We start from the raw sequence: 1406 nt of genomic DNA, 5'->3' as shown, positions 1-1406 counted from the left end.
CTAAGGCATTGTAATGTCTTTTACCTTGATTTATCTTTAATTTGTAATATTTCGCAAATATGTCATTGTTAAGCGATAACTGCCAAGCAGTATTAATTAAAGCATATCTCAAGAGTTTAGAACCACGTTTAGACATTCTAGTTTGTGGAGCATTAAAGTTACCTGATTGTTTTACAACAGGATCAAGTCCACAAAAAGCAACTAATTTAGCTGGAGAAACAAACTTATCAATATTTGGAATCTCACCTATTAAAATGGCTGCATTAGTATCACTAACACCAGTTATTGATTTGATGGGAGATTCTACTTTATCAAGTAAGTTTTTAATTTCTTTTTCAATTTCATCAATTTGGAGGTTGATGAATTCAATTTGAGAAATTAATTGCTTGATTTCCAGACTTAGAGAAAGCGAACAACTTCCGATAGATTTCATTGCTAAATCACGCAATTCTACAGCTTTAGACTGTTTAAATCTACCGTGAGAGTTAGAACTAAGAATATTAGTTAATTTTCTTAGATGAATTTTAGAAATTTCATCAGGGGTTGTCGCTTCTTTGAGTAAAGCATAAGAAGTTTTTGAATGAATACCAGATTTAAAAAAAAATTGATATTCAGGGAATCCTAAATCAATGCATTTGACTAATTGAGTTTTAAGTTTAGCATTTTTCTCTTTTTGAGATTTTCTAAATCTAGTTAGTTCTTTTAATTCAAGTGAATTTAAATCATCTTGTTCAAAGATAGTATAGCCATTTACTATCATAGATTTGACAATGTTAACTGAATCAATTTTGTCGGTTTTAGTAGGTCTAATATTAGATTTTCTAAGCTTACCAGTAATAATAGGATTAATAATGGTTAATTTAAAATTTCTTTCATAGAAAAATCTTACAAAATTTAAATGATAAATAGCAGTAGATTCTACACCAATTACAAGATTATCTTTATCATAATCTTTAATAAATTCTAAAAGAGTAGAAAAACCTTTAATATCATTAGTAACTAGAAAAGGTTCTTTAATAGATACATTATTACTATCAATAATAGTAGCAAAGTGGTTTGTTTTGGCAATATCAACACCAACATAAATCATAATGAATACCTCCAATAAATGTATAATTTAGTAGTACTGTAACCAGCATAAATTACAATAATAAACTTGTTTGACATAAAAATTCAATGACTTATCCAACTATAAAAAATTAAAGTAATAATGTGGTGATACTCTCCTTTAAATAGTCTAAGCTATATGTAAAAATAAAAAATACACAGTAACTACATTATTATTATACAACGACAAATCAAATTAATAAATTAAATATATAAATAAATATATATAAAATTATGAAAGGAGAAGTATGTATAGTCGTATGACTATATCATACAAGTATGTTATGCAAAGAGAATTA

Annotated in this window: 1 protein-coding gene; it reads right to left on the bottom strand. The window is 26.3% G+C overall.

Features of this window, described 5'->3' with window-relative positions:
* A partial coding sequence (locus AWT72_RS08535; protein WP_067143627.1) for an IS110 family RNA-guided transposase occupies window positions 1-1090 on the bottom strand: 1090 nt, incomplete at its 3' end.
* Window positions 1091-1406: the final 316 nt, after the last annotated feature.

Source organism: Oceanivirga salmonicida (genome assembly GCF_001517915.1).
In the GTDB taxonomy this organism is placed as follows: Bacteria; Fusobacteriota; Fusobacteriia; order Fusobacteriales; family Leptotrichiaceae; genus Oceanivirga; species Oceanivirga salmonicida.
This window is presented reverse-complemented; position numbering and strand designations above follow the sequence as displayed.